Origin of the sequence: Micrococcus sp. TCR-5 (assembly GCF_052220525.1) — a bacterium.
Lineage (GTDB): Bacteria > Actinomycetota > Actinomycetes > Actinomycetales > Micrococcaceae > Micrococcus > Micrococcus luteus.
The window spans coordinates 30,114-52,723 of sequence record NZ_JBQPDO010000015.1; the positions used below are offsets into that span (position 1 = coordinate 30,114).

Below are 22,610 nucleotides of genomic sequence, written 5' to 3' on the forward strand. Positions count from 1 at the left end.
GAACGACGACGACGGCCGGTGACGTCCCCGCGGGGATGTCACCGGCCGTCGTCGTGCGGACCGAGCCGGGGTTCAGCGGCGCATGACCTTGCGGGCGATGCCGTTGCCGATCAGCTGCAGCGCCTGGACGAACACGATCACCACGATCACGGCCAGCCAGGTGACCTCCGGACGGAACCGGTTGTAGCCCTCCACGATGGCGAAGTTGCCGACGCCGCCGCCGCCGATGATGCCCGCCATCGCGGACATGTCCACGAGCGAGATGATCACGAACGTGAAGCCGAGGATCAGCGGGCCGAGGGCCTCGGGCAGCACCACGGCGCGCACGATCCGCATGCGGGAGGCGCCCATCGCGCGGGCGGCCTCGATCACGCCGGGGTCCAGCGAGACGAGGTTCTGCTCCACGATGCGGGCGATGCCGAACGTGGACGCCCAGATCATGCAGAACACCACGGCGGTGTTGCCGATGCCGGTGCCGAGCACCGCGATGGTCAGCGGCTGCAGGGCGGCGATGAGGATGACGAACGGGATGGGCCGGATGAGGTTCACGATGAAGTTCGTGACCAGGTAGACGGCACGGTTGGCGAAGATGCCGCCCGGGCGCGTGGTGTAGAGGACGAGCCCGACCAGCAGGCCGAGGATGCCGCCGAGGATGAAGGACCAGCCGACCATGTAGAGGGTGTCCCCCACGGCGGTCATCAGCTCGGGGCCGTAGTACCCCCAGTCGAGGTTCTGGAATCGGTCGATCACTGGTGCACCTCCTGCACGTCTCCGGCGCCGGCCAGGTCCGCGACAAACGCGTCCACCGCGGCGGCCTCGCCCGTGAGCGCCACGGTGAGCAGGCCGTACGCGGAGTCCTTGGTGGCGGACATGCCGCCGTGGACGATCTCGAAGCCCACGCCGCGCGTCGATGCGGTGCCGAGCACCGCCGAGACCGCGGCGGAGTCCTTGAGCGAGACCATGATCAGCCGACCCTCGGTGCGCGCCCGGATGCGGGCCACCTCCTCGGCATTCGGCCGGTCCTTGAGCGCCGTGGCCACGAAGGACGCGGCGTCGGCGGAGTGGGCGGGCCGAGAGAAGAGGTCGTAGACCTTGCCGGACTCCACCACGCGGCCGCTGTCCATCACGGCGACGCGGTCGGCGATCGAGCGGATGACCTCCATCTCGTGGGTGATGGCCACGATCGTGACCCCGAGCTCCTCGTTGACGCGGCGCAGCACGGAGAGCACCTCGTGCGTCGTCGAGGGATCCAGGGCGCTGGTGGCCTCGTCTGCGAGCAGGATCTCCGGCTCGGCGGCCAGGGCGCGGGCGATGCCGACGCGCTGCTTCTGGCCGCCCGAGAGCTGCTCCGGGTAGTGCTTGGCCTTGTCCGCCAGGCCGACGAACTCGAGCAGCTCCGCCACGCGAGCGCGGCGTTTGGACCGCGGCCAGCCGGCCGTGTCCAGAGCGAACTCGATGTTCCCGGCCACCGTGCGGGAGGTCAGCAGGTTGAACTGCTGGAACACCATGCCGATGCGGGTGCGCAGCGGACGCAGCTTCGCTTCGGAGAGATGGGAGACCTGCTGGCCCAGCACCGTGACGGTGCCCGACGTCGGCTTCTCCAGCCCGTTGATCATGCGGATCAGGGTGGACTTGCCGGCGCCGGAGAAGCCGATGACGCCGAAGACCTCGCCGCGGTTCACGGCGAGCGAGACGTCGTCCACGGCCTTCACACCGGCACCCTTCTTGGTGGCGTAGACGCGGCTGACGTGGTCGAAGACGATGACCGGCTCCCCCGGGGCGCCCGCGGAGGGGCGCCCCGGGGTGACCGCGTCACGGTCGGACGTATGGGAACCTGCCATGGATCAGGCGCCCTGCTTCGCGATCGCGTCCTGGTACTGCTTCAGGGTCTCGTCGATCTGGGCGGTGTCGAGCTGCACCGGCACGCTCGTGCCGGAGGAGAGCTTCGCGGACTCATCCAGCACGGGCTGCTCGTGGTACAGGGCCGCGATCTTCTTGTAGGTCTCGTTGTCGCGGTCCTCGCGACGCACGGCGAAGCCGTTGACGTACGGCTTGGCGGAGTCGTCCTCGGGGTCGTCCTTGAACAGGGCGGTGTTCGTGTCGATGCCGGCGTCCGCCGAGAAGGTGTTGTTGATGACCGCGCCCTGCACGGACTCGAGCGCGTTCACGGTCTGCTGCGCGGCCACGGGCTGCACCGTCACGGTGGAGGCGGCCTCGTCGATGTCGCGGACCTCCGGGCGGATGGTCTCATTGGACAGCTTCAACAGGCCGGCGGCGACGAGCACATTGATGGCACGGGCCTGATTCACGGTGTCGTTCGGGATGGCGACGGTGTCGCCCTTCTTGAACTCGGAGACGTCCGTGTACTTCTTGGAGTACAGGGGCAGCGGGATGATCTCGGTGGTCCCGATCATCGTCAGGTCCTTGCCGGAGGCCTGGTTGTAGTCGGCCAAGTAGGCGATGTGCTGGAACCAGTTCATGTCGATGTCGCCGTTGTCCAGCGCCGGGTTCGGCTGCGTGTACTCGGTGAAGTTGCGGATCTCGACGTCGATGCCGTGCTTCTCCTTCGCGAGCTTCACCAGGGCGCGGTGCGACTCGTTCTCGGACACGACGCCGATGCGCACGGTCTGGGCGCCGTCGTCGCTCTTCTCCTCGGCCTGCGAGTTGCAGGCGGTCAGGGCGAACGCGCCGACGGCGGCCAGGGACAGGCCGGCGAAGGAGCGGCGGGAGATGTTCGAGGGGGTCGTCATGGGGTTCTCCTTGGAGGACGGTGCGACGTCGCCGGCGCGGGTGGGCGCGGCGGGTACGGAACGGTGCGGAGTGGGCCGTGCGGTGGGTGATTCCCCGCGGGGCACAGCACGGCGGGCGGGGGCGAGAGACGCCCCGAGCCGGAGGCCGGGATCCTTTCGAACGCTGCTCTTGCCCGTCCCCCAGTCACCGCGGGCTCCCCTCGAGGGGTCTGCACGCAGCGGAGGCGGGCCGCTTCTCGGTCCGTTGCCACCCGTGAACATGGGGTTGGCGAGCGGCTCGTCGTGGGACCACGTGGACCCGCCGAGGCGGGATCCACAGCCGCTTCTCCTGAAGCTGGGCCCAAGCCTATCGCAGCGTGTGCGCTCCATCGTGCAGGCCGGTGACGCGCAGCGTCATACTGCGGTGCCCGGGGCCGACGTGTGATGCATCTCGCGAGACGACGACGGCCGGGCGCCTCCGTGGGGAGGCGACCGGCCGTCGTCGGGACGGGGCTCAGGCGGACGGGATCAGAAGTCCCAGTCCTCGTCCTCGGTGTTCTCGGCCTTGCCGATCACGTAGGAGGAGCCTGATCCGGAGAAGAAGTCGTGGTTCTCGTCCGAGTTCGGGGAGAGCGCGGAGAGGATGGCGGGGTTCACGTTCGTGGTCTCGGCCGGGAACATGGGCTCGTAGCCCAGGTTCATCAGCGCCTTGTTCGCGTTGTAGTGCAGGAACTTCTTCACGTCCTCGGCCAGGCCGAGGGCGTCGTAGAGGTCATGGGTGTACTCAACCTCGTTCTCGTACAGCTCGAACAGCAGCTCGAAGGTGAAGGCCTTGAGCTCCTCCCGCTTCTCCTCAGGCAGGGTCTCGATGCTCCGCTGGTACTTGTAGCCGATGTAGTACCCGTGCACGGCCTCGTCGCGGATGATCAGGCGGATCAGGTCGGCGGTGTTGGTGAGGCGGGCGTGCGCGGAGAGGTACATGGGCCAGTAGAAGCCCGAGTAGAAGAGGAAAGACTCGAGCAGGGTGGAGGCGATCTTCTTCTTGTACGGGTCCTGGCCGTCATAGCGCTCCACGATCAGGCCGGCCTTGGCCTGCAGGTTCCGGTTCTCACGGGACCAGCGGAACGCCTCGTCGATCTCCGGGGTGGAGGCCAGCGTGGAGAAGATCGAGGAGTACGACTTCGCGTGCACCGACTCCATGAACGCGATGTTCGTGAGGACGGCCTCCTCGTGCGGGGTCATGGCGTCCGGGATGAGGGAGACGGCGCCCACGGTGCCCTGGATCGTGTCCAGCAGCGTCAGGCCCGTGAACACGCGCATGGAGAGCAGTCGCTCCTCATCCGTGAGGTGGGACCAGGACTGGACGTCGTTGGACAGCGGCACCTTCTCCGGCAGCCAGAAGTTGTTGACGAGGCGGTTCCACACCTCCACGTCCTTCTCGTCCTGAATGCGGTTCCAGTTGATCGCCTCGACGAGGTGGGACTGCTGGGTCTCGGTCACGGCAGGGCACATCCTTCAGAAGAATTCGTTGAGAATCCGCGGATTCCGGGGGCTCACGGGAGCACGGTCATCGGGGCGCGGGTCCCGGACAGTCTAGGCGCTGGGTGCCGCTGGGGCCATGGAGGCGAGGGTGTGGTCGGCCACCCTGGCGCGAAGTCGCTTCCACCCCGCTGGACCGATGCCGGTCCGACACGTCCCCAGGTTCTAACCCTCGCCGCGCTCCGCCATGCTGGCGACGGTGAGTGCTCGTTCGAGCTGGGCATGCGCCATCGGCGCGTCGATCATGCGCCGGATGGATTCAGGATCCGAAGCCTTTCCAGGGACCCGGAGCGCGTCAGCCACGATCCGTGTCACGTCGTCCGCTTGGAGTCGGGCCACTGCCTTTTCCCACTCGTCGCGACGCACCACTGAGGCATCGGTCTTGTCGGCACCGGTAGCATCCGCTGTCGCCATCCGATCGCGCAGGGCGAGGCCGAGCATGAAAACGCTGACAAGATTCGCACGGGCCGCCTGCCCACTCGGGTCATCCCGTATGGCTTGGAGTGTTTGTTCCACAGACCGGCGGAAGGCCTGAGGTGACATGGCTGCAACAACCTGCACCTGCCGGACCTGCTGCAGTCGTTCGGTCCGCGTCAAACGGGCCCAGAGTGCTCGAGCCTTGGGAACGGCGACTGCGCCTGCCCAACGCCCAACGGCGGGTAGGGCATAACGGATGCCGACACGCACGAGCGCACCAGCTGCCAGCACAAGGAGCGCCTCCCACTCCTGGGCGGCCTGGCCGCCAATGCGGTGGCTGGAGGCCCCGCCCGTCGGCCCGTCCTCGACCCACCGCCATGCCGCATGACCGCGGAGTTTCCCTTGATCGTCGAAAAGGTGACCGGTCTTGGCCCCGCCGCCATTCCTGGCATTTCCTAAACGCAACCCATCCGGAATCTCCGGCTCCCAGCGTCCCATCACTCCACCTCCAGCGTCGGCAGTGCATCGACGATCTTCATGGTCTCCACGCTTACCGTCACGATGCGGCCGAGCAGGTCGCGGATGTAGCGCGGGTCGCCGTGTTCGCGGCCCCAGTCATTGGGGTCGTTGACGATCCCCGAAGCCTTGTCCGTCTTCACCTGGTAGCGCTCGAGGATCCAATCCACGGCAGAGCGCGACCCGAGCGTGTACCGCTGGACCTCTTCCGGCAGGCCGGTCAGGGTGAGGTAGCCGTTGTACTTCACGGTGGTTTGGTCCCACGCACCGGCCTTGCCGCCGTACTTCATCTGGGTGACCCGGTACCGCTCGACCTCGTCGAGCGCCTCCGGATCGATGGCCCAGTGCTCCTGCAGCGAGTAGGGCTCCACGGACTCGTAGCCGATATGCAGCTCGGAGAGCGCCCGGCCTGCATTGGAGAACGCCCGGAAGTCCGACGACGGCACCTGCGGAATGCGCGGCAGCATCTTCCTCAGGTCCGCTGCGAACCTCTCCCGGTAATCGGGCGAGTGCAGCACGCCGTAGACGTAGTAGAAGATATCGTCCTTCGTCACCGCCTCGCCGTATTTGGCACGGTAGGACGCCAGGGTGGCGTCCGTGATGTTGTCCACTCGCGTGTAGGCCGCGCTGCCCGAGGTTGTCATCGCGGCTTCGGCAAACAAGTCACCCTCAAACTCGACGTAGGTGTAGCGAGGAAAGAACTGACCCTGTCCAGATCCCCAATAGGAGAGATCCGGCAGAGCGTCCGTCGCCAAAACACTGAACCACTTATCGCTACCAGGGCCTACCATATAAAAACCTACGTTTTTCGAAATCTCATCCGGAAAAAATCGTCGCATAGCGGCCGGACGATGGATCAAATCTGGATTTGCTGTGACGTAACGCTTGTTGAATGGGCGATACGACGCCGGGTGGAACCGAATCGGGTTGACGCAGATCTTCCGGCCCGCCTCGTGACGCGCAACGAGTGACGAGCTCCAGCTAACGTGGCTGGGGTCCATGTCGCGTTGACCAGCTTCTATGCCAGCATTGAAGTAATCAGAAATACGTTTCACTTTCTCATGAAGGGATTCCTTTGAATCAGAGTAGACCCAGGCATCACGATTCGTCTGGAGTCCAGCGCCATTGGACGCAAAAATTGCGTTGCGACCGTCTTTCATGGACAGCGGATGGAATGTGTGGAACCGTTCATCCCGCTGATTGATCCAATCACCCTCGGCGTTCGGGGTGATCTCCTGCCAGTTCAGAGACCCCAGCGTCGCCTGATCCACCAGGTTCAGTTTGGCCTCCCGGTCTAGGTAGTCGCCGATGTCCTTGTAGTGCAGGCGCGCCGCCTCCACATCTCCGGGCCGCTTCACCAGCAGAAGCACGGCCACGGTTGCCCTACTGCCCGGACCAAAGATCTGCCCACCTTCGCGACGAGCTCTCTCCCCAGACGTCCGTGTGTTCCCCCGGAGGTTATACACGTAGACCTCGTGGAACTCGGAGTACAACGTCTTGCGCAGACCAGCCGCCGTGTTCCCGTCGATGTACCCGCCGTTGGACACATAACAGAGCACTCCGCCCTGCTCCGATTTCAGCAGCCGGTCAGACCCCCACCGAATGGCCCGGATGTACGAGTCATAGAGCGAATTCTTGTTCTGCGCTGTCGAGAGCTTCGCGTAGCTGTCCCGGATGGATGCGTCCAAGGTCGGGTAGCTCAGGTTCGCGTTGTCGTCGTTGCCGGAGGTCTGCCCCACCGAGTACGGCGGGTTGCCGAGGATCACCCGGATGTCCAGGTTGTTCTGCGCCACCACGCGGTCGTTATTGGAGCGGAACACCTTCTCATCCAAGGTGTCCCCGTGCTCCGTCATCTGGAAAGTGTCCGTCAGCACAATCCCATTGAACGGTTCGTACCCGACCGCCGCGGCATCGTCCCCGCGCGCCGCGGCCTGCTCCACCATGAGGCCGTGGAACGTGGCCTCGATGTTGATGGCCGCAATGTAGTAGGCCATAAGCAGCAGCTCATTGGCGTGCAGCTCCTGCGTGTACTTGCGCAGCAGATCCTCCGGCCGGATCAGCCCGGACTGCAGCAGCCGCACCACGAAGGTGCCCGTGCCCGTGAACGGATCCAGCACGTGCACGCCCTCATCCGTGACGCCCACACCGAAGTTCTCTCGCAGCGCCTCGTCCACGGCACGGAGGATGAAGTCCACCACCTGCACCGGCGTGTACACGATCCCCAGGGATTCCGCCGTCCGCGGGAACGCCAGCTTGAAGAACCGCTCGTACAGCTCCGTGATGATCTTCTGCTTGCCCTCGGCGCTCTCGATGCCCTCAGCGCGCACCCGCACACCCCGGTAGAACTCCTCGAGGGAGTCCACCTCCGTCTCCAGGTTGCACGAGTCCAACACCTGCACCATGGCGTCCATCACCTGGGACACCGGATTGTGCGCCGCGAAGGAGTAGTCCTCGAACAGCGCCTCGAACACGGGCTTCGTGATGAGGTGCTGGGAGAGCATCTCTACCGCGTCCCGCTCGGTGATGGACTCGTTCAGGTTGCCCTGCAAGCCCTCGAGGAACGCCGCGAACTCCTCCCGCGGCCGCGGGTCCGGGCCGTCCAGGATGCCGCGGATGCGGATGATGTGCCGGTCCGCGATGTCCTTGACGTCCTTGGCCCAGTCCTCCCAGTAGCGCCGATCCCCCACCTTGCGCACCAGACGCGCGTAGATGGCGTCCTTCCACTGCTGAGCGTCCTGCATGGCGAACAGGGCCTGACGCGTGCCCCGAACGGACTTGTCCTCGCCCGAGCCGGGAGCGCCGTCGTCCTCCGCGGCGTCGCCCGAACCGATGCCGATCACCTGCACCCGGTCCTCCACCGACCGGCCCAGCGCGATCTGGTTGACCATCGCCTCGAAGCGGTCGTCGTGGGCGCGCAGTGCCTGCAGCACGTCCCACACCACCTTGTAGGCCTTCGAGTCGTTCAGGGCCGACTCCGGGTCCGCCGTCGCATCCACCGCGATGGGCAGGATGATGTAGCCGGTCTTCTTGCCCTCGGCCCGCCGCATGACCCGCCCCACGGACTGCACTACGTCCACCTGCGAGTTCCGCGGGCTCAGGAACAGCACCGCGTCCAGGGTGGGGACATCCACGCCCTCCGAGAGGCACTTGGCGTTGGAGAGGACCCGCACCGTGTTCTCCCCCGCCGGCTGCTTCAGCCAGTCCAGCTCACGCACCCGCTGCGCCATGGGGAAGGTGCCGTCCACATGGGAGGCCTCCACCCGCAGGTCCGGGGTCATGGGGTCCGTGGAGGTGGCCAGCTGACGGCTCACCTGCTCGAACTGGAGGGCCAGCTGCTTCGACTCCTTGATGTTCCGGGCGAACGCCACCGCGCGGCGCATCGGCGCGGCATCCACCTCGTCCAGCCGGCCGCCGTCCACCCCGCGCTTGGCCAGCCCATTCCAACAGCCCACGATCCGCGCGGCGTCGTCCAGGTCCAGACCCTCGGTGTCCGCGAGCATCTGCTGGAAGGAGGCGCCGATCGCGTTGGTGTCCACCGCGAGGATCAGCACCTTGTAGTCCGTCAGGTGGCCTTGCTCCACCGCCTTGCCGAACCCCAGCCGGTGGAACTCCGGGCCGTAGATGGACTCATCGTCCATCGAGTAGACCGTGACCTGGTCCTGCGCGGCCTTCGCCTTGGCCTCCTGCACGTAAATGCGCGGGGTGGCCGTCATGTACAGGCGCTTGGCCGCCCGGATCTTCGCGGCGTCGTGGACCATCGTGAACGCCGAGCCGTCCTGGCCCTGCTCGGTGACGCCCGTGGTGCGGTGGGCTTCATCGCAGATGACCAGGTCGAACTCAGCGAGGCCGAGGTCCTGGGCCTGCCGGACCACGTCGATGGACTGGTACGTGGAGAAGACCACCGTCACGGCCTCGTCCCCGGTGGAGACGGCCGCGCGGGCCGCGAGCTTCGCCGGGTCCGTGCTGGCCGGGAAACCCAGGTCCGAGGCAGCGATGTCCTCACTGGCCCGGCGCCGCCCCACAGAAGCGTCTGAACACACGGCGAACGGGCGCAGCGGTACGGCCGCATTGGCCGTCCACTCATTCAGCGTCTGCTGCAGCAACGCGATCGACGGCACCAGGAACAGCACCGTGCCGCCCACCGGCACCATCCGCTCCACCAGCTTCAGCGACGTGAACGTCTTGCCCGTGCCGCAGGCCATGATCAGGCGGCCACGGTCCTTGGTCTCGAACCCGGCCACGACGTCGTCGATCGCCTCCCGCTGGTACCGACGGGGCTCCTTGCGTGGGCGCTGGGTCAGCTCCTCCGGGCGGTCGAAGGTGAACTCGGACCAGTCCACGGTCGAGTCCACCAGCGTCTGGATCCCCACCCTGGTGACGTCCTTGGACTGGCCCGCCCGCGCTGCTTCCGCTGACGAGGACCACTCGAGCGCCGTGTCGATCACCATGCCGTGGGCGAAGTCCACCTTTCCCAGCTCGGTGAAGAAGGAGTCAATGCTGCCCTTCTGCAGCTTCTTCTCCGGATCGAAGAACTTCACCTGGACGCCGGTGAGTTCACCGGTGTAGCGATCCTTCGCGACGATGTCGATGCCGTTGTCCGGCCTATTCTCCCGACCGGGCCATTCATTCCACAGCCACACGTCCGAGAACTGGTCCGCGAACTTCGGCTCCACCTCGAGGAATCGCTTGGCCAGCCGTTCGAAGCGACGGCCCTGTTCCTGGCGGGAGAGCTCTGAGAGCCAGAGACGATCAAGCACCTCGTCGAAACCGACGCGGGACTCACCCCCGGAGTCCGCCTGGCCCATGGACGAGGGGCCGGTCGAGGATGCGGCGTCCGGCGTCGAGATGGTCATGCGGACCATTGTGACCCGGGGCCACCGGGGAGTGGAATGCGGCTCGCGGGGGTGTCTCACCGGGTGGCCGGCTTATTGGCGGCTCAGCGGTTCAGCGGCGCCAGCCCTCCGGCTGCGCGGCCAGGCCGACGATCATGTCCCACGGCAAGACGGCGCGGATCTTGCCGCACCGGCGTCGGTGGTCAGACTCCGCTGCGGCCGCGTCGGCGGCTTCCCTCACCGTGGCCTCGTCTGCTCCCAGGGCCTCGGCGATCCAGAGGATCGCCTCGCTGCACAGGAGCCGGTTGTACGCCCGCCGCGCGGAGGTGTTGGGCGTCCCACGGGTGTACGCGCCGGATCCGTTGGTCGACTGCGTGCTGAACCACCGGACCATGTGCTGCCGCTGCGACGAGTACCAGACGTTCCGTCGCTGCCCGTGACGATCCTCGTAGTCCTGCGCGATCGGCGTGCGCTCCGTGAGGGTGCCGAGAATGGTGGCGAAGGCTCGGGTCGTGAAGTCGCCGGGCGCGACGTCATCATCCGTTGCATGCTGTGCCCCGCGCTTCCGGCGGGCCCAGGACTGTGTTGGACTGCTCATGATCACCATTCTGGCCTGCACCGGACCCTGAGCGCCGAGCCTCCCGTCAGTTCGTGCGCTTGAGGCCGCGGCGCAGCCAGGGGTCGGCCCAGCGGGTGAGGGCCGGCAGCACGAGGTAGACCATGAACGGCATCACCAGCACGACGTTCGCGAGCACCCGCAGCGGCAGGGGCACGTCCGCCGGCAGGAGGTGGGACGGCAGCCACTGGCCGAGCAGGCTCATGGGGAAGAACCCGGAGAAGATCACGATCATCTGCTTCCACCGGGGCGGGGTGACGGGGTCGGCGAGCTCCGCCGGATCGAACCAGCCCTCGAGCCCGGTCCGCGCGCTGACCTGCTCGGACACCACCTGGCCGGCCATCTGCGCCGCCCAGGCCGCCCGCTCAGGCGACTCCTCCCACGCCCGGCACGTGGCGTCGTCGGCGAACCGGTACACCATGTGCCACACGTGCGAGTCCCGCTCCAGGCGCTCCAGCCCGGAGCCGAGGTAGCCGTCGAAGCCGAGCATGACGTCCTGCCCCGCGCGCACCCAGTCGCGGATCCGCGGAGCGGCCTCGGGCGCCATGTGCCGGGCGATCTGCTTGGTCACCGTGCTCATGCCAGGAGGATACGGGGCGCGGGTCGGCCGGGCCTGCCCGCCGTCCCCGACCAGGCGTGCCACCCCACTTCGCGGCGGGAAATCGAGCGCAAGCGCGCTCAGAAGCGCGGAATACGCGGGATTTCCCGCCTCGAAGGGTCGGCTGTCAGAGCATGCAGCTCACGCAGCCCTCGACCTCGGTGCCCTCCAGCGCGAGCTGGCGCAGGCGGATGTAGTAGATCGTCTTGATGCCCTTCGTCCACGCGTAGATCTGCGCGCGGTTCAGGTCACGGGTGGTGGCCGTGTCCTTGAAGAACAGCGTCAGGGACAGGCCCTGGTCCACGTGCTGCGTCGCCGCGGCGTACGTGTCGATGATCTTCTCGTAGCCGATCTCGTACGCGTCCTCGTAGTACTCGAGGTTCTCGTTGGTGAGGTACGGCGCCGGGTAGTAGACGCGGCCGAGCTTGCCCTCCTTGCGGATCTCGATCTTCGAGGCCACCGGGTGGATCGAGGAGGTCGAGTTGTTGATGTAGGAGATCGAGCCCGTGGGCGGGACGGCCTGCAGGTTGCGGTTGAAGATGCCGTGCTCCATGACGGAGGCCTTCAGCTCACGCCAGTCGTCCTGCGTGGGCAGGGCGATGCCGGCCTCGGCGAACAGCTCGGCGACGCGCTCGGTGGCGGGCGCCCACTCCTGATCCGTGTACTTGTCGAAGAACTCCCCCGAGGCGTACTTCGAGTCCTCGAACCCGCCGAACCGCTGACCGGTCTCGATGGCAATCCGGTTCGAGGCCCGCAGCGCGTGGAACAGCACCGCGTAGAAGTACATGTTCGTGAAGTCGATGCCCTCCTCCGAGCCGTAGTGGACGCGCTCGCGCGCCAGGTAGCCGTGGAGGTTCATCTGCCCCAGACCGATGGCGTGGGAGGCGGCGTTGCCCTTGGCGATGGACGGCACCGACTGGATGTCGGACATGACCGACACGGCCGTCAGCGCACGGATCGCGGTCTCCACGGAGCGGCCGAAGTCCGGCGAGTCCATGGTCTTGGCGATGTTCATCGAGCCGAGGTTGCAGGAGATGTCCTGGCCCACGTGGGCGTAGCTCAGGTCCTCGTTGTACTCGGAGGCCTCGGAGACCTGCAGGATCTCGGAGCACAGGTTGGACATGGTGATGCGGCCCTTGATCGGGTTCGCGGCGTTCACGGTGTCCTCGAACACGACGTACGGGTAGCCGGACTCGAACTGGATCTCGGCGATGGTCTGGAAGAACTCGCGCGCGTTGATCTTGGTCTTCTTGATCCGCGGGTCGTCGACCATCTCGTAGTACTTCTCGGTCACGGAGATCTCGGAGAACGGCACCCCGTAGACACGCTCGACGTCGTACGGCGAGAACAGGTACATGTCCTCGTTCCTCTTCGCCAGCTGGAACGTGATGTCCGGGATCACGACGCCGAGGGAGAGGGTCTTGATGCGGATCTTCTCGTCCGCGTTCTCGCGCTTGGTGTCGAGGAAGCGGTGGATGTCCGGGTGGTGCGCGTTGAGGTACACCGCGCCGGCGCCCTGGCGCGCGCCGAGCTGGTTGGCGTAGGAGAAGGAGTCCTCGAGGAGCTTCATCACGGGGATGACGCCGGAGGACTGGTTCTCGATCTGCTTGATGGGCGCGCCGTGCTCGCGGATGTTGGTCAGCGAGAGGGCCACCCCGCCGCCGCGCTTGGACAGCTGCAGGGCGGAGTTGATGCCGCGGGCGATCGACTCCATGTTGTCCTCGATGCGCAGCAGGAAGCAGGAGACGAGCTCACCGCGCTGCTTCTTGCCCGAGTTGAGGAACGTGGGGGTGGCCGGCTGGAAGCGGCCGGCGATCATCTCGTCCACCAGGTGGGTGGCCAGCTCCTGGTCGCCCCGGGCCAGGTGGAGGGCGACGACGGCGACGCGGTCCTCGTAGCGCTCGAGGTAGCGCTTGCCGTCGAAGGTCTTCAGGGCGTACGAGGTGTAGAACTTGAACGCGCCGAGGAAGGTCGGGAAGCGGAACTTGGCCTTGTAGGCACGATCGAACAGGCCCCGGATGAACTCGAAGGGATACTGCTCGAACGTCTCGGTCTCGTAGTAGTCGTTCTTCTGCAGGTAGTCGAGCTTCTCCTCCAGGTCGTGGAAGAACACCGTGTTGGTGTTGACGTGCTGCAGGAAGTACTGGCGCGCGGCCGCGTGGTCGGCCTCGAACTGGATGCGACCGTCGGCGCCGTAGAGGTTCAGCATGGCGTTGAGCTCGTGATAGCCGAGGTTCTGCCACTCGGCGGGCATGTTCTTCGCCTGGCGGATGAGGTCCGCCTCGGTGGGTGCGGTGGTGGTCATGTCCACAGTCCTTCCAGGCCGCCGCGGACGCGTTCGACGTCGTCGGGCGTGCCCATCAGCTCGAATTTGTACATGAGGGGCACCTGGCACTTGCGGGAGATGATGTAGCCGGCCAGGCAGTAGCCCTCATGGAAGTTGGTGTTCCCGGACGCGATCACGCCCCGAATCCAGTGACGGTTCTCCGGGACGTTGAGGAACTTGATCACCTGCTTCGGGACCGCGCCCGGCCCGCTGCCCCCGCCGTAGGTGGGGGTCATCAGGACGTACGGGGCGGTGGCCCCGAGGGTGGGCTCCCGGGTGATCAACGGCAGTCGAGCCACCCGGTCCTCGGGCAGCTCGAGCTTCTCGACGAAGCGGTGCGTGTAGTTGGAGGCGGAGGAGAAGTAGATCAGTCCCGCGTCGGTGGGGACGAGCCCCTGCGCCTCGGCCGAGCGGATGTGGCTCGGGTCCGCGGCGACGGTCATGTCGGCTCCGGTCAGGCCACCGATGCCGCGGCGGACTCGGCGAGCTCGGCGATCTTGTCCGGGCGGAAGCCGGACCAGGAGTCGGTCTCGGTGACGACGACGGGGGCCTGCATGAAGCCGAGGGCACGGACGCGCTCGAGGGCGGCGGGGTCCTGGGACATGTCCACGACCTCGTAGGCGATGCCCTTCTTGTCCAGTGCACGGTAGGTGGCGTTGCACTGCACGCAGGCCGGCTTGGTGTACACGGTGACGGTCATGGCGATCCCTGTTCTTTCGTGGTCTCTGGTGGTCTGCGGGTGTCGGCGCGGCGCTCGCGAGGTGCATCGCGGGGCGTGCCGAACATCTGCGTCGATACTACATCTAGTGATCACGGCCGGGAACCATCCCTACATGTAGTAGTCACACCGCTGTAGTTACGTATCCCCACCCTCTGCCCATCCTGTCCACACCCTGCTGTGCGAGACGATCCGCGCGGACATGCGGGACACGCCGGGACCGAGGTCGACTGTCCACAGCCGGTGGAGGTCTCGGGGCCGGGTCCCCACAGCCGGAAAGTCGAGTTCGCCACGTCTGCGAGCGGCGTGTCCGACCCCCGCGGACCACTACATGTAGGAGCCCGCCGCCGGCCGGCGTCGGAATACCCCGTGACCACCGGGGGTTGCCCCGGCATGAGCACCTCCCCCACCGTCACCCGCAATGACGCCGAGTCCCGCTACGAGCTCCACGACGGCGGCACACTGCTCGCCGTCCTCGACTTCCGGGACAACGGCGCGGCCGTCTCCCTGAACCGCGCGTTCACCATCCCGGTGCACCGCGGCCGGGGCCACGCCGCCGCGCTGACCGCCGGCGCCGTCGAGGACATCGAGACGAACGGCGGCCCCGCAGGGGGCCGCCGCATCGTGCCGATGTGCTGGTACGTCGCCCAGTGGTTCGACGAGCACCCGGAGAAGAGCGCGCTGCTCGCGCCCCGCTGACCGGCGCGGTCAGGCCGCGACGCGGTGCCGGCGCACCACGGCCAGGACGCCCGCGGCCAGCACCGCGACGGCGACGGGCCACGCCGCCGGACCACGCCCGGTCTCGACCGCGTCCGGCACCGTGTGCTCGCCCTCGGCCGGATCCGCAGGGGTCTCGGGCTCCGCCGGCGAGGTGGGAGTGTCGGGATCGGCCGGCTGGCCCGGAGCCGGAGCGTCGTCGAACAGACCGGCCACGGGGAAGGTCACGAACCCCGGGATCCGCCCGTTCTCCCAGTCGTAGAGGTCCACGCGGGGGTCGCCGAACCGCACGGTCACCGTCCGCGTCGTCGTCACGCCGTCCCTCGTGGCCCGCAGGGTGACAATGTCGGATCCGGTGAAGCCCTCGGGCGCCTGGTACACGTAGCCGCGCGGCCCGCCGGTCTCCTCCTCCGTCACCTCGACGACCCGACCCTCGGCCGGGCCCGCGACGAGCGTCAGCGGCGCCGCCTCATCGCCCGTGTACGAGGAGATGAACACGTGTCGCTCCCCCGGCGCCGCGAGCAGGGTGGTGTCCCAGGCGGTGGGGAGCATGTGGAAGCCGAGCTCATGACGCTGGTCGGCGCGCAGCGGCTCGCCCGGGTCAGCGGTAGAGGGTGTAGACGACGGGACCGGTCCCCGACTCGCCCAGGCTCCGCCGGGCCGCGGCGACGTCGAAGTCACCGCGCTCCAACTCGTCGTCGTACGTGAACGGGACCTCGGTCTCGGCGCCGCGGGCCTCCCCCTCCAGCGCCGGAGCCACCGTCAGGCGGACGTCGGACTCGTCCACCTCGAACTCGGTGCCGAAGGAGGCACCGGTCTCACCCTCCGCGCTGGCCACGAGGAAGGATCCGCCGGGCAGGTCGTGCTCGGCGGTCCATCCAGCGGGGTGGGCGGGTGAGGCGAGGGCGGGGGTCGCCCCCAGGCCGGTGAGAAGGACGCCGGCGCCCAGGGCGGCGGCAAGGCGGGTCGGTCGGGCGGTGCGCATCGTGCTCCTCCAGGGGTACGGTGCTGCGACGGGCCGAAGGGTTCTCCGGCTCGGACGCCCGAGGTCGACCGGATGCCGCACTCGCCGCTTCGGCACGAATCTACGCCGCGCGGACGTGAGGCGGGTCACTGTCCGGTGACGAAGCGCTATCGACTCGGTCACGGCGACGCGCGATGCGGATCGGGCCGGCCGGCGCCGCGCGTCAGCGGGACGCGCTGGGCGAGGGGCTCGCCCCGGAGGAGGGGCGCGGGGTGGCCTGCGCCGTGTCGGCCGGGCTGGGCGACGGGCTCGCCGACGCGGCGTCCCGCCCCCGCTGGTCCTCGGCGTCCCGGCCGGAGGCGCTGGCGGAGCCCGACGCGCCGGAGGAACTGGGCGAGCTCGACGACGGCAGCACCGGCTTCTGGGTGGCGCGGAAGTTGCGCACCTCCTGCACCGACTCCGGGACGAAGTCCGAGGGGACGGAGCCGCCGTCGGCGCCGGTGCCCTCGATCTTGATGGGGCCGGTGAACCCGGACGGTTCCGCCGTGCGCGCCCCGCTCGACCCGATCACGCCCATCTCCCCGAGCGTCGCGGCCAAACTCTCCAGCTCCTTGCGATGGCCCTCGACCACGCTGGAGGCCAGCTCCTTCGCCGCGTCGTCCGAGCCGTCCTCCGCCTCCGTGGCGGAGATCGTCAGCGCGCCCTGATAGAGGCGGCGCATCTGGAGCAGGTAGATCCGTCCTGCCTCCTCCGGCTCGGCGGCGGCCAGCACGTTCTTCTCCCGGTCAGACAGGAGTCCGGCGCGCAACTCGTCGCCCACGATCTGGGTCGGCTCCGCGTCCTCCGTGGACTCGGGCTGCGCAGACGGGGTCGACTCGGCACCCGCACCGCGCACGTCATCCGAGGGGACGCCCCAGCCCTCGAGCATCGACTCGAGCCGGCGCGCCCGCTCCTCGTGCTCGGACTTCATCCGTTCGGCGGTGGCCCGGATCCCCTGGTCCACGCCGTCCTTGCCCAGCACCTGATCGGACTGCTGGATCGCGTCGCGGTGGTTGCGCAGCAGCAGACCCGCGAACTGGATGTCCGCCGCGAGCGGGTCGGCGGACGTCTGGCTGGGGCTGGCCAGCACGCCCTCCAGGTAGGTGTTCCCCGCCTCCGTGCCACCGGTCTGTCCGGGCTCCTCGGCGACGCTGCAGCCGCCGGTGGCCAGGGTGATGCTCAGGAGCGCCCCTCCGACGGCCACGCTCCAGCGGCGGGGGCGCACGCGGGCGGGGGCGATGTCGGCTCGGCTCATGGGCGCAGGTCCTCTCGGCGGTCGTCACCCGGTCACGGGGTCAATGGCGGTCCGACGCGGTCGGCCGCCCCGGCCTCCCCAGGGTACCCCTCCGGCCTCCCGGCCCCGAGGTCGCCGCAGCCTCAGGCGACGCGGGTGGCCTGCACCACCCAGTTGTTGAAGGCGTTCCCGGCCATCCCGGTGCCCGGCACGAGGTCGCACGTGATCAGTGTGACCTTCGCGTCGTCGCCCCCGGGCTCCCATGCCCAGCGGTTCGCCGGGTCCTGGGTGAGCGCCTCCTTCTCCACCGAGACCGCGTCCGCATCCGCCTCGAAGGCGGCCTGCGTGCCGTCGTCGTACGTCACCACGACGACGGCGCCCGCCCGCACGTCGCCCAGGTTCCAGAACACGTCCCGCACGCCGTAGTAGACGACGTGCCCGGCCAGTACCCCCGCGTACTGGGAACGCTCCCCCGGCGTGGTGCCCCACTGCGGCGGACCGTACCAGCCGACCGTCTGCGGCTCCGGGTCCAGGTCGCCGCCCTCGTCCAACTGCGTCAGGTCGATCCCCGCTCCGACGATCTGCTCACCGTCCTGGTGGACGTCCACGTGCACGGGCGTCGCCGTGATCTCGTCCCACGGGGCGGCGGGGCCGGAGAGGTGGGCGGCCGCAGCAGGGGCCGGCTCCTCGGTGGGCGTCGACTCCTCGGTGGTCGTCGACTCCTCGGTGGTCGTCGGCTCCTCGGTGGGCGTCGACTCCCCGGTGGGCGTCGACTCCCCGGTGGGCGTCGACTCCTCGGACGGCGCGGGTGTGTCGGTGGGCTCCTGGGTCTCGACGGGGACCGCCGCCTCCCGCGTGGGTGCCGCCGAGGACGGGCTCGGCGTCGCCGTCGGTGCGGGGCTGGGCGTGGGGCGTGCTGACGACGACGACGGCGACGGGGTCGCGGACGCCGTGGCGCTGAGGGTGGGGGCAGCGCTGATCGGCACGGCGCCGACCGCCAGCACCCCGCGCAGCGCGAGGAACACGAGCCCCAGGCACAGCAGCACCAGGACCACCCACAGGGTGCGTCGGACGGTGGTGTTCATCCGGGTTCTCCCCTCGTGTGCATCGGCCCGGCCCGCCCGGGGCCGCGTCCGACGACGGCATGGTCTCACGCGCTCCGGCCTCGGCCCGGCGCGTCGTCCGTTCGGGATGGCCGAGGCGACCGGGACGCGGGTGCGCCCCGGCGGCCTCGGTGCGGGCTCAGGCCAGGCCGAAGGTGCGGCGCAGGCGCACCAGAACGCCGGCGGCCAGGGCGCCGATGGCGGCCAGGCCCCACGCGGAGCCGTTGCCGGTCTCGACCGTGTCCGGGACGGTGTGGCCGTCCTCGGCCGGCTGCTCGGGAGCCGGGGCCGCGGGCTCGCCCTCGTCGACGACCGGTTCGGCCGGCTGCTCGGGCTCGGCGGGCTCCTCGGGGGCGGGGGCCGGATCGACCGGCTCCTCCGGGGCGGGCTCGGGTTCCGGAGCCGGCTCGGGTTCCGGAGCCGGCTCGGGCTCGGGCTCGGGCTGCGGCTCGGGGGCGGGCGCCGGGTCGATCGGGGTGGGCGTGGAGTCGCCCGGCAGGTCGAGCACCTCGACCGTGAACTCGACCGTGCGGGTGACGCCGTTCGCGGTCATCACCACGGTGAAGGTGTCGGTCCCGAGGAAGTCCTTCTCCGGGGTGTAGCCGAAGGAGGTCCCGCCGATCTCGACGGTGCCGTGCTGCGGCGCCACGGTGAGCTCGGCGTCGATCGGGCTCGGCACGCCGCCGTCCTCGGTCACGAGGGACTCGACGACGGTCGCGTTCTGGTCCGTGTAGACGCGCCACGTGGCGACCTCGGCCCAGTCCTCGAACGGGATGAACTCCTCGGCCTCGATCGGGGTCATGGTGCCGTCGGCGGCGAAGGCCGCGCCGAAGGCGAGCTGGCCGGCGCCGTAGACATGCACCTCGTAGGGCTGCGCCAGGTCGCCGCCGAGGGCCTGCTCGATGTCGTGCAGGAACACGGCGCCCATGTCGTCCTCGGTGATGAAGTCGACCTGGATCTCGGTCTCCTCCCCCGACGCGGTGACGACGACGGCGCGGATGTCCTCGGTCGCGAAGTTGTCGTAGAGGACGAACTCCATCAGGTCGTCGTCCGCGCTGACGAACGTGCCGGACGGGGTGCCGTGCTCGGGCGTCCAGGTGGCGGCGTGGGCCGGGGCGGCGGCGACGCCGACGAGGACGGCGGCACCGAGGGCGGCGGCGGACAGGCGGGCGGGGAACTGCAGGGACATGGGGTCCTCCGGTTCGGCGGCGCGGGCGTGGGTCACCCGGGGCGGGTGCCGGTGATGGGGGTCACGGACATCTCGACCCTATCTGTCACATGTGCATCTGTTGAGCTCCGCCTGTCCACAGCCGCCGAGTTCACTCACTCTTCATGTGCGACGCCGCATCCCCGGGCTCGGCATAGCGGTCCCGGACGAAGGCCTGCAGGCGACGGGCGAGCGCCTGCAGCGTCTCGGCGGCGAAGTGGTCCTCCCGCCACGCCGCGTGCAGTCGTACCGCGAGCGTCCGCCCCTGCGCGATGACCCGCACCGGCGTCAGCCCGAAGACCGGGTCCTCGGTGACGACGGCGACGCCCGCCCCCGTCGCGACCAGGGCCTGGGCCACCCGCCCGGAGTTCGCCTCGACGAGGGCCGGTGGCGTGAGGCCCGCCACGGCCACGGCGCCGTCGAGGACGCGCCGCGCCATGAAGGTGCGGGCGGGTGCGACGACGGGCTGGGCCACGAGGTCGTCGAGGGACACCCGCGTCCGGCCCGCCCAGGGGTGACCCGGGGCGACGTACGCCCAGACCGGCAGGTCCATCAGCGGCAGCGACGCGACGGAGGGCGGCGGCACCGTCGGCATCACCACGAGGTCGTGCCGCGCGACGGCGTCGAGCAGCGAGTCGTCCAGCTGGGTCTCCGCGACGCGCGGGCGCGGGTCCTCCTCCCCGAAGGTGGCCACGAACGGCAGCACGACGTCGATGAGGGTGGTGCCCGGCGCGGCCACGGCCACGTCCGTGAGCCGACCGGAGGCGAGCGCGCGGGCCGCCTGCTCCGCCCGTCGATGGGCGACGAGGACCTCGCGCGCCACCGGGAGGAACGCCTCGCCGGCCGTCGTCAGCTCGAGCCGACCGGCGACCCGGGCGAACAGGGGCAGGCGCAGCTCACGCTGAAGCCGCTGCAGCTGCCGACTGAGCGCGGATTGTACGAGATCCAGGCGGATCGCGGCCCCCGAGACCGTGCCGACCTCGGCCACCGTGACGAAGGCCCTGAGCAGTTTTTCCTCCATGCCGAATGAGCATAGCCACCATGCAAGATCATCACTGGACGGCATGCACTCAACGCCCCACCCTGGGAGGACGCGGCCCGACGCGTCGTCGTCGTGCCCACCCGTCGTCCCCGCTCCCGTGAGCCGTCCCCAGGAGGCATCCCCATGACCGCCACCCCCGACCTCGAGCAGACCCGCCATCTGGCCACCGAGCTGCCCGGCCCTCGCTCCCGTGAGCTCGCCGAGCGCCAGAAGCGCGCCGTCCCGGCCGGCGTGGCCACCACCATGCCGGTGTACGCGGCCCGCGCCGCGGGCGGCATCCTCGAGGACGTGGACGGCAACCGCCTGATCGACCTGGCCTCCGGCATCGCCGTCACCTCCGTGGGCGCCTCCCACCCGCGCGTCGTGGCCGCCGTCCAGGAGCAGGTCGCGCAGTTCACCCACACCTCGTTCATGATCACGCCCTACGAGGGCTACGTGGCCGTGGCCGAGCAGCTGGACCGCACCAGCCCGATCCCCGGCGAGACCCGCACCGCCCTGTTCAACTCCGGCGCCGAGGCCGTGGAGAACGCCGTCAAGGTGGCCCGCGCCTACACCGGCAAGCAGGCCGTGGCCGCGTTCGACCACGCCTATCACGGCCGCACCACCCTGACGATGGCGCTGACCGCCAAGTCCATGCCCTACAAGCACAGCTTCGGACCGTTCGCCCCCGAGATCTACCGAGTGCCCGGCTCCTACCCGCTGCGGGACGGCCTGTCCGGCGCCGAGGCCGCGCAGCGCGCCATCTCCGCGCTGGAGAAGCAGATCGGTGCCGACAACCTGGCCGCCGTGATCATGGAGCCGATCCAGGGCGAGGGCGGCTTCATCGTCCCGGCCGAGGGCTTCCTGCCGGCCGTGGTCGAGTGGTGCAAGGCCAACGACGTCCTGTTCATCGCGGACGAGGTCCAGTCCGGCATCGCCCGCACCGGCGCCTGGTTCGCCTCCGAGACCGAGGGCATCGAGCCGGACCTGATGGCGACCGCCAAGGGCATCGCCGGCGGCATGCCGCTCTCCGGCGTCACCGGCCGCGCCGAGGTGATGGACTCCGTGCACCCGGGCGGCCTCGGGGGCACCTACGGCGGCAACCCCGTCGCCACGGCGGCGGCGCTCGCCGTGTTCGAGGCCGTCGAGGAGGACGGTCTCCTGGAGAAGGCCCGCCGGATCGAGCAGGTCATCCGCGAGCACTTCGAGCAGAACGCCGACGACCGCATCGCCGAGGTCCGCGGCCGCGGCGCGATGATGGCGATCGAGTTCGTGGGCCCCGCCACCGGCGAGCCGGACGCGACGCTGGCCGCCACCGTGGCCGCGGCCGTGCGCGCCACCGGCGTCATCCTGCTCACGTGCGGCACCTACGGCAACGTCGTCCGCTTCCTGCCGCCGCTGACCATCGGTGAGGACCTCCTCAAGGAGGGCCTGAGCGAGGTCACGAAGGCGCTGCAGTCCGCCTGAGCGCCCGCCACCGGCGGACCGACGACGACGGCCCCGCATCCCTGCCCGGGATGCGGGGCCGTCCGCCTGTCGGCAGAGGACTCAGATGTCGTCCTCGTACGCGGGGCCGCCTTCGTTCTCCAGGGCCTCGAGGCGCCGGGACTTCTCGGCGGTGAAGATCCGGCGGACCCCCGTGCCGCCGAACTCGTCCTCCGGGACCAGCCCGACGCCGTACTTCCGCAGGGCCTTCTCCAGACGCAGACGCTCGTCCACCCGCAGGTCGGCCAGCCCCTTCTCGAAGCGGCGCAGCTGCTCCTTCTCGAGGCCGGCCGCGGTGGCCAGGGTGCGGACACTGACCTGGGCGAGAGCGCGGCCGGCGCGCGCCACGTCGAAGGTCATGGGGGTGGGGTACATCAGACATTCTCGATTCTGCTGGGATTCAGGGGGGGAACCGGTCCATGATGGCCACGGGGCGGTTGAATGGACAAGGGCGCGCCAGCCTAGAGCCCGCTGTGCGACATGCGCGTCGCTGACCCATCGCTCCCGCCACGCCGGCGGGACGCGGACGGGCCCGCCTCCGGTCACCGG

Annotated in this window: 20 protein-coding genes; 2 read left to right on the forward strand and 18 right to left on the reverse strand. The window is 69.1% G+C overall.

Going from position 1 to position 22,610, the window contains the following annotated elements:
- Positions 1-72: 72 nt before the first annotated feature.
- The 11 genes from ACTSKS_RS09230 to nrdH all read right to left on the reverse strand — a co-directional run bounded on the left by ACTSKS_RS09230 (position 73) and on the right by nrdH (position 14,273).
- Positions 73-750: a methionine ABC transporter permease gene (locus tag ACTSKS_RS09230; RefSeq protein ID WP_036313181.1), complete on the reverse strand. Its 678-nt coding sequence runs from the start codon at positions 748-750 to the stop codon at positions 73-75.
- Entirely contained in the window at positions 747-1,841 is a 1,095-nt protein-coding gene (locus ACTSKS_RS09235) for a methionine ABC transporter ATP-binding protein (RefSeq protein WP_083325258.1), read from the reverse strand. The genes ACTSKS_RS09230 and ACTSKS_RS09235 overlap by 4 nt, the downstream gene beginning before the upstream one ends.
- Before the next feature lie 3 nt (positions 1,842-1,844).
- Positions 1,845-2,750, reverse strand: a complete 906-nt coding sequence (locus ACTSKS_RS09240; RefSeq protein ID WP_073115374.1) for a MetQ/NlpA family ABC transporter substrate-binding protein — start codon at positions 2,748-2,750, stop codon at positions 1,845-1,847.
- A 507-nt stretch (positions 2,751-3,257) separates the two neighbouring features.
- Positions 3,258-4,241 (reverse strand): class 1b ribonucleoside-diphosphate reductase subunit beta, encoded by a 984-nt coding sequence (nrdF, locus tag ACTSKS_RS09245; protein WP_239074567.1) that lies wholly within the window; start codon positions 4,239-4,241, stop codon positions 3,258-3,260.
- A 192-nt stretch (positions 4,242-4,433) separates the two neighbouring features.
- Entirely contained in the window at positions 4,434-5,183 is a 750-nt protein-coding gene (locus ACTSKS_RS09250) for a hypothetical protein (protein WP_143739777.1), read from the reverse strand.
- On the reverse strand, positions 5,183-10,054 hold the full coding sequence (locus ACTSKS_RS09255; RefSeq protein ID WP_442927482.1) for a DEAD/DEAH box helicase: 4,872 nt from the start codon (positions 10,052-10,054) through the stop codon (positions 5,183-5,185). Before ACTSKS_RS09255 ends, ACTSKS_RS09250 begins: the two co-directional genes overlap by 1 nt.
- A 91-nt stretch (positions 10,055-10,145) precedes the next feature.
- Positions 10,146-10,631: a hypothetical protein gene (locus tag ACTSKS_RS09260; RefSeq protein WP_101967806.1), complete on the reverse strand. Its 486-nt coding sequence runs from the start codon at positions 10,629-10,631 to the stop codon at positions 10,146-10,148.
- A gap of 46 nt (positions 10,632-10,677) precedes the next feature.
- Positions 10,678-11,229: a hypothetical protein gene (locus ACTSKS_RS09265; protein WP_036381631.1), complete on the reverse strand. Its 552-nt coding sequence runs from the start codon at positions 11,227-11,229 to the stop codon at positions 10,678-10,680.
- Positions 11,230-11,374: 145 nt separating this feature from the next.
- Positions 11,375-13,501 (reverse strand): class 1b ribonucleoside-diphosphate reductase subunit alpha, encoded by a 2,127-nt coding sequence (gene nrdE, locus ACTSKS_RS09270; protein WP_144825547.1) that lies wholly within the window; start codon positions 13,499-13,501, stop codon positions 11,375-11,377.
- Positions 13,502-13,548: 47 nt separating this feature from the next.
- On the reverse strand, positions 13,549-14,016 hold the full coding sequence (nrdI, locus tag ACTSKS_RS09275) for a class Ib ribonucleoside-diphosphate reductase assembly flavoprotein NrdI (protein WP_004167610.1): 468 nt from the start codon (positions 14,014-14,016) through the stop codon (positions 13,549-13,551).
- A gap of 11 nt (positions 14,017-14,027) precedes the next feature.
- Positions 14,028-14,273, reverse strand: a complete 246-nt coding sequence (nrdH, locus tag ACTSKS_RS09280) for a glutaredoxin-like protein NrdH (protein WP_036313172.1) — start codon at positions 14,271-14,273, stop codon at positions 14,028-14,030.
- A 411-nt stretch (positions 14,274-14,684) separates the two neighbouring features.
- Between nrdH and ACTSKS_RS09285 the strand changes: the two genes are divergently transcribed.
- A complete protein-coding gene (locus tag ACTSKS_RS09285; protein ID WP_044659652.1) occupies positions 14,685-14,990 on the forward strand; it encodes a GNAT family N-acetyltransferase in 306 nt (101 codons plus the stop codon).
- A 9-nt stretch (positions 14,991-14,999) separates the two neighbouring features.
- On the opposite strand, the gene ACTSKS_RS09290 is transcribed toward ACTSKS_RS09285, so the two are convergent.
- From ACTSKS_RS09290 to ACTSKS_RS09315, 6 genes are all read right to left on the reverse strand, one after another.
- Positions 15,000-15,560 carry a hypothetical protein gene (locus ACTSKS_RS09290; RefSeq protein WP_442927483.1) on the reverse strand — a complete coding sequence of 187 codons (561 nt, stop codon included), beginning with the start codon at positions 15,558-15,560 and terminating at the stop codon, positions 15,000-15,002.
- A gap of 49 nt (positions 15,561-15,609) precedes the next feature.
- A complete protein-coding gene (locus ACTSKS_RS09295) occupies positions 15,610-15,993 on the reverse strand; it encodes a hypothetical protein (protein ID WP_442927484.1) in 384 nt (127 codons plus the stop codon).
- Positions 15,994-16,195: 202 nt separating this feature from the next.
- Positions 16,196-17,266: a DUF305 domain-containing protein gene (locus ACTSKS_RS09300; RefSeq protein WP_095695654.1), complete on the reverse strand. Its 1,071-nt coding sequence runs from the start codon at positions 17,264-17,266 to the stop codon at positions 16,196-16,198.
- 122 nt (positions 17,267-17,388) lie between these two features.
- Positions 17,389-18,330, reverse strand: a complete 942-nt coding sequence (locus ACTSKS_RS09305) for a class F sortase (RefSeq protein WP_095695653.1) — start codon at positions 18,328-18,330, stop codon at positions 17,389-17,391.
- A 157-nt stretch (positions 18,331-18,487) separates the two neighbouring features.
- On the reverse strand, positions 18,488-19,573 hold the full coding sequence (locus ACTSKS_RS09310) for an Ig-like domain-containing protein (RefSeq protein ID WP_179288609.1): 1,086 nt from the start codon (positions 19,571-19,573) through the stop codon (positions 18,488-18,490).
- Between the two features lie 94 nt (positions 19,574-19,667).
- Entirely contained in the window at positions 19,668-20,576 is a 909-nt protein-coding gene (locus tag ACTSKS_RS09315) for a LysR family transcriptional regulator (protein ID WP_095695652.1), read from the reverse strand.
- A gap of 144 nt (positions 20,577-20,720) precedes the next feature.
- On the opposite strand from ACTSKS_RS09315, the gene gabT reads away from it, so the two are divergent.
- The gene (gene gabT / locus ACTSKS_RS09320) at positions 20,721-22,043 is read left to right on the forward strand and encodes a 4-aminobutyrate--2-oxoglutarate transaminase (RefSeq protein WP_095695651.1); all 1,323 of its coding nucleotides are present in this window, start codon (positions 20,721-20,723) and stop codon (positions 22,041-22,043) included.
- A gap of 81 nt (positions 22,044-22,124) precedes the next feature.
- On the opposite strand, the gene ACTSKS_RS09325 is transcribed toward gabT, so the two are convergent.
- The gene (locus tag ACTSKS_RS09325) at positions 22,125-22,436 is read right to left on the reverse strand and encodes a hypothetical protein (RefSeq protein ID WP_017487866.1); all 312 of its coding nucleotides are present in this window, start codon (positions 22,434-22,436) and stop codon (positions 22,125-22,127) included.
- Positions 22,437-22,610 lie beyond the last annotated feature (174 nt).

Bases quoted from the DNA above. Each gene is read 5' to 3' on its own strand.
- ACTSKS_RS09235 (WP_083325258.1), bottom strand. From the start codon at position 1,841: ATGGCAGGTTCCCATACGTCCGACCGTGACGCGGTCACCCCGGGGCGC.
- ACTSKS_RS09240 (WP_073115374.1), bottom strand. From the start codon at position 2,750: ATGACGACCCCCTCGAACATCTCCCGCCGCTCCTTCGCCGGCCTGTCC.
- nrdF (WP_239074567.1), bottom strand. From the start codon at position 4,241: ATGTGCCCTGCCGTGACCGAGACCCAGCAGTCCCACCTCGTCGAGGCG.
- ACTSKS_RS09250 (WP_143739777.1), bottom strand. From the start codon at position 5,183: ATGGGACGCTGGGAGCCGGAGATTCCGGATGGGTTGCGTTTAGGAAAT.
- ACTSKS_RS09255 (WP_442927482.1), bottom strand. From the start codon at position 10,054: ATGACCATCTCGACGCCGGACGCCGCATCCTCGACCGGCCCCTCGTCC.
- ACTSKS_RS09260 (WP_101967806.1), bottom strand. From the start codon at position 10,631: ATGAGCAGTCCAACACAGTCCTGGGCCCGCCGGAAGCGCGGGGCACAG.
- ACTSKS_RS09265 (WP_036381631.1), bottom strand. From the start codon at position 11,229: ATGAGCACGGTGACCAAGCAGATCGCCCGGCACATGGCGCCCGAGGCC.
- nrdE (WP_144825547.1), bottom strand. From the start codon at position 13,501: ATGCCCGCCGAGTGGCAGAACCTCGGCTATCACGAGCTCAACGCCATG.
- nrdI (WP_004167610.1), bottom strand. From the start codon at position 14,016: ATGACCGTCGCCGCGGACCCGAGCCACATCCGCTCGGCCGAGGCGCAG.
- nrdH (WP_036313172.1), bottom strand. From the start codon at position 14,273: ATGACCGTCACCGTGTACACCAAGCCGGCCTGCGTGCAGTGCAACGCC.
- ACTSKS_RS09285 (WP_044659652.1), top strand. From the start codon at position 14,685: ATGAGCACCTCCCCCACCGTCACCCGCAATGACGCCGAGTCCCGCTAC.
- ACTSKS_RS09290 (WP_442927483.1), bottom strand. From the start codon at position 15,560: ATGCTCCCCACCGCCTGGGACACCACCCTGCTCGCGGCGCCGGGGGAG.
- ACTSKS_RS09295 (WP_442927484.1), bottom strand. From the start codon at position 15,993: ATGCGCACCGCCCGACCGACCCGCCTTGCCGCCGCCCTGGGCGCCGGC.
- ACTSKS_RS09300 (WP_095695654.1), bottom strand. From the start codon at position 17,266: ATGAGCCGAGCCGACATCGCCCCCGCCCGCGTGCGCCCCCGCCGCTGG.
- ACTSKS_RS09305 (WP_095695653.1), bottom strand. From the start codon at position 18,330: ATGAACACCACCGTCCGACGCACCCTGTGGGTGGTCCTGGTGCTGCTG.
- ACTSKS_RS09315 (WP_095695652.1), bottom strand. From the start codon at position 20,576: ATGGAGGAAAAACTGCTCAGGGCCTTCGTCACGGTGGCCGAGGTCGGC.
- gabT (WP_095695651.1), top strand. From the start codon at position 20,721: ATGACCGCCACCCCCGACCTCGAGCAGACCCGCCATCTGGCCACCGAG.
- ACTSKS_RS09325 (WP_017487866.1), bottom strand. From the start codon at position 22,436: ATGTACCCCACCCCCATGACCTTCGACGTGGCGCGCGCCGGCCGCGCT.